The following is a 3,429-nucleotide window of genomic DNA, read 5'->3' as shown; positions in this document are numbered from 1 at the left end:
TACCCTACTCACCCTTGTCCTTGAAGTGATTTTTATCTTTAGACCGATGGCAAAAGAAGTCATCAAATCACGTGAAGCTGAACAGCGCCTGCTGAACAGTCTTGAAGAACAGGTCGAATTACGCACGTACAAACTGGAAGCAGCTAATAAAAAACTCAAAGATCTCGCCAGTAAAGATCCACTGACTAATCTAAATAATCGACTCACATTAGAGTTCGAAATAGAAGCCTTAATAAAAGGCTTTCATGCACACCAGTGTCCTTTTGGTATCGCGCTTATTGATATCGACTTTTTCAAAAAGATTAATGATGCCTATGGGCATTTAGCAGGGGATCATGTCTTAAAAGAGTTTGCAGAGATTTTACAATCCCAAGGGCGTGATAGCGACAAAGCTTATCGAGTAGGTGGTGAGGAGTTTGTCGTTATATTAAACCGGCTACCATCTGAAAGAGCACAAGAAATCATACAAGAGTTAATCAACCAAACCCGGTCACATCACTTTAACTTCGAAGGTCAACATATCAACGCCACAATCAGCGCAGGTCTATACCACACGGATCTGTTCCCCATTGCCAACACAAGAGATTTATTTTGTGTTATCGATAAAGCATTGTACGAATCGAAAGCCAATGGCAGAGACAAACTCACTCTAGCCGTGCCTATTTAGAATAACAGGCATAAAAAAAGCGCTTAAAAGCGCCTGATACTGATTTGTTTGTGTGAGCTTGAAAATGGAGGTGGGGTCTCAATCCAATTATTACTTGAAATGCGCAAAAATAAAGGCATTGAATAATTCATTTTTTTGAGTTGGCACTATAGTTGGCACCAAATAATAACTGCTTAGCGAATCAGGTTTACTCAGGTTTCATTATTTCTAAACATGCTCATATTGCGTTCAGAAAAACATCTATCATATTGATTGCCATAAGCTTTCCTGTTCACTTTTGCGCTCAATTTTGGCAATAAAAAACACTCGGTAAACATCGACTAAATCAAAGCTTAGCTTGCGTGCTTTCTAGCCACCAGCCAGTTTTATTTTCCGATAAGCCATTGGATCAATATTGAGCTTTTGTGCATGTCTCATGCTCGGATTAATTTTGACCTGTTGAGACGGATTTAGCCTCAATTACCTTGACCTGCACTAGACAGATTTAGCCGACAAATACGCGCGCGTGGGCTCTCTATCTATGTTTAGACGGATAATTACTTTTTTACCGTCAAGGTTATATTGAGTTAGCGTTTTTTACAGGCTAATTGACAGGGAATTTTCCTCGCGTAGTGACTACCATAAAACCTTGCTCGCGTGATGATGTCAGAAAAACCTTGTCAAAAAAACTAAGTATCAATTCAGAGTATTTTGATCTTGGCCTGTCGTTGGTAAAGAAACTACTATGCTTTCTAATTACCCCTTGCCCTAATCTTGACCTTTTACTGGGTTTAAAAGCATTTGAGGCCACTCGCATTTCCTGACCATAAAACATGCTTAAACAAACAATAAAAATGCATAGGTAGTGGTATATGTAGGTGTGGTGCAAAATCGACACCGCCACCCTTTTTGTAAGTGACTGATTTTATTGTGCCAATGGTGCATATTCGACACCGTCAAATTCATTTTTAAAATCGACGGTATCGTTTTTGCACCGTCAAACGCCTCGACGGTGTCGTTTTTGCACCGGTTAATCTGTTAATCATGGTTCTTTTTTTCCCATGTATTAGCTGGTGGTCGATCATTAAACGGTAACCATTCGAGCCGCCAGCCTCTTGTCCTGCTTCCTGTTCTACTGCTAAACCAAAACTCATTCTGACAAGATATAAAGCCTTTATCCTCAAGCTCTTTAAATGACCTGATAGCTGTTTTCTTTGAGCAAGGTATTTTCTCTGCTGCTTCTCTTACACCGTAGTCAACTAACCTGTCAGACTTCCAGTGTATTTGTAACAGCATCATTAATACTTTAGCTTGTGGTGATAGTGATAAGTACGTATCAGACTTTAGAAGATACGTACTCATCACCAATGCACCGCCTCGCTTATCAAAAGGCTGTTTAAAGCGATTTCGCCCCGCCATTAACTAGCCTGTTTTTCAGCATAGGAACGTTTCAGGAAAGCAAGAACGCCCGTTAATTGCTCAATGGGTAGCGTTGGTAAAATGTCTGGGTTTAAACCTATACCTGGCATTTTTAAAGCTAACTCTTGAGCCTGAATGACTAATCTTTGCCACACTACAAATTGATATGTATTATCGATCTGGCTCATATAGCAATGCCCTTTCCGTTAGTTTGGTCGCTGGTGGTTGGGGCTTTTTTTATGACATTACCGAATAGTACATATTTTGCTTCTCGATGCTTTGTACCCGCGTTATCGGTGGTTTTAGTCCAATGAGTTACTATCCTGTGACCTTGCTCTCGAAGTTCAAGCACGCGCGCTGCTGGGGACATAATCCCCAACACTTCACGAGCATAGATAGTTGTGATTGAGCCATTGCTTTGTAGGTAATTGAGAATAGCAGCTCTTTGGCTTGCTCTGGATATATCTGGTCTTTTCATTAGGCCACCTCCCCATTGCGAGAAAGCTCGATACGTTCATTTAGCCATTGATCAACCTCTGACTTGATCCAGCCACTTGAACGTTCGCCTAATTTAATCGGTTTTGGAAAGGTGCCACTTGCAGCACCACGATAGATTGATGAACCACTAAGACCAGAGATTAGTTTTACTTCAGATAGTTTTATGATTTGCTGTGTCATGTTTTGCCCTCCTAAGGGACGTTGTTAAACATGACAATTCATTATTCACACATCATTATTTATCGCAACAAGTTATAAAAAATGCTGACAGTTGTGTTTGATTGTGACAATTTGTGATGATTTGTGATGATTTGTGGGTATGAAAAATAAATATTTGTCGCTTCAAAAGCTAGGTATATCAATACTTCCGCAACATTCTCGTAGTCTTACAACCCCCACCTTTATCTTTGACATAAAAGCCTATCGCCTAGTCGCTTTGATTACTGTTTCGTTCAAAAAAAACCAAGCCAGGCTAGTGAATGAGGCCAGCTTTTCACCCCGTCGGGCTAGGCTTGGTAAATTAAAACTTTAGTCTGTTTATGGCTCGGCCAGATACAGAATAAGGCTGGCTGAAGGTTTATAGCGTAGTACTTCCCTCAATCTTAATCTGGCATCTAGCTTGTTATAGAAACGAGTACTCGCCAGCCTTCTGTATCTGACACCGTCAATTACATCAGTTGTGATGACGTAATAGCCAGAACCATTGTCTTCATATGTCCCAACTTCAAATATTGGTTTGCAAAAGCTTGCAGAATTTGTGGCTGTGTAAGTCATTGTTGCCTCCTTAGGTAATTGATTGTGATGATTTTCTATTTAAATCTCGCTCGACTTCCAAGCCTTAATTACACGCCCGAAAACTCTCAAAC

The 3,429-nt window shown here is 40.4% G+C and carries 5 protein-coding genes; 1 reads left to right on the top strand and 4 read right to left on the bottom strand.

The window, feature by feature from the left end; genetic code table 11:
* A partial coding sequence (locus B4K20_RS08210) for a GGDEF domain-containing protein (protein ID WP_289282535.1) occupies nucleotides 1-667 on the top strand: 667 nt, incomplete at its 5' end.
* A gap of 1,017 nt (nucleotides 668-1,684) precedes the next feature.
* Here B4K20_RS08210 and B4K20_RS08205 read toward each other — a convergent pair.
* The 4 genes from B4K20_RS08205 to B4K20_RS08190 are packed head-to-tail and all read right to left on the bottom strand — an operon-like array spanning nucleotide 1,685 to nucleotide 2,743.
* A complete protein-coding gene (locus B4K20_RS08205; protein WP_289282534.1) occupies nucleotides 1,685-2,065 on the bottom strand; it encodes a hypothetical protein in 381 nt (126 codons plus the stop codon).
* Complete coding sequence (locus tag B4K20_RS08200) at nucleotides 2,065-2,253, bottom strand: hypothetical protein (protein ID WP_289282533.1); 189 nt, start codon at nucleotides 2,251-2,253, stop codon at nucleotides 2,065-2,067. The genes B4K20_RS08205 and B4K20_RS08200 overlap by 1 nt, the downstream gene beginning before the upstream one ends.
* Complete coding sequence (locus tag B4K20_RS08195) at nucleotides 2,250-2,543, bottom strand: helix-turn-helix domain-containing protein (protein WP_289282532.1); 294 nt, start codon at nucleotides 2,541-2,543, stop codon at nucleotides 2,250-2,252. Before B4K20_RS08195 ends, B4K20_RS08200 begins: the two co-directional genes overlap by 4 nt.
* Nucleotides 2,543-2,743 (bottom strand): helix-turn-helix transcriptional regulator, encoded by a 201-nt coding sequence (locus B4K20_RS08190; protein WP_289282531.1) that lies wholly within the window; start codon nucleotides 2,741-2,743, stop codon nucleotides 2,543-2,545. The genes B4K20_RS08195 and B4K20_RS08190 overlap by 1 nt, the downstream gene beginning before the upstream one ends.
* Nucleotides 2,744-3,429: the final 686 nt, after the last annotated feature.

Source organism: Methylophaga sp. UBA5088, from assembly GCF_002414625.1.
Taxonomy (GTDB): domain Bacteria; phylum Pseudomonadota; class Gammaproteobacteria; order Nitrosococcales; family Methylophagaceae; genus Methylophaga; species Methylophaga marina.
Note: the sequence above shows the minus strand (reverse complement) of the source record. Positions and strands in the feature narration are given on the sequence as shown.

Excerpts from the sequence above, each read along its gene's own strand:
- B4K20_RS08190 (WP_289282531.1), bottom strand. The coding sequence starts at position 2,743 with ATGACACAGCAAATCATAAAACTATCTGAAGTAAAACTAATCTCTGGT.
- B4K20_RS08205 (WP_289282534.1), bottom strand. The coding sequence starts at position 2,065 with ATGGCGGGGCGAAATCGCTTTAAACAGCCTTTTGATAAGCGAGGCGGT.
- B4K20_RS08195 (WP_289282532.1), bottom strand. The coding sequence starts at position 2,543 with ATGAAAAGACCAGATATATCCAGAGCAAGCCAAAGAGCTGCTATTCTC.
- B4K20_RS08200 (WP_289282533.1), bottom strand. The coding sequence starts at position 2,253 with ATGAGCCAGATCGATAATACATATCAATTTGTAGTGTGGCAAAGATTA.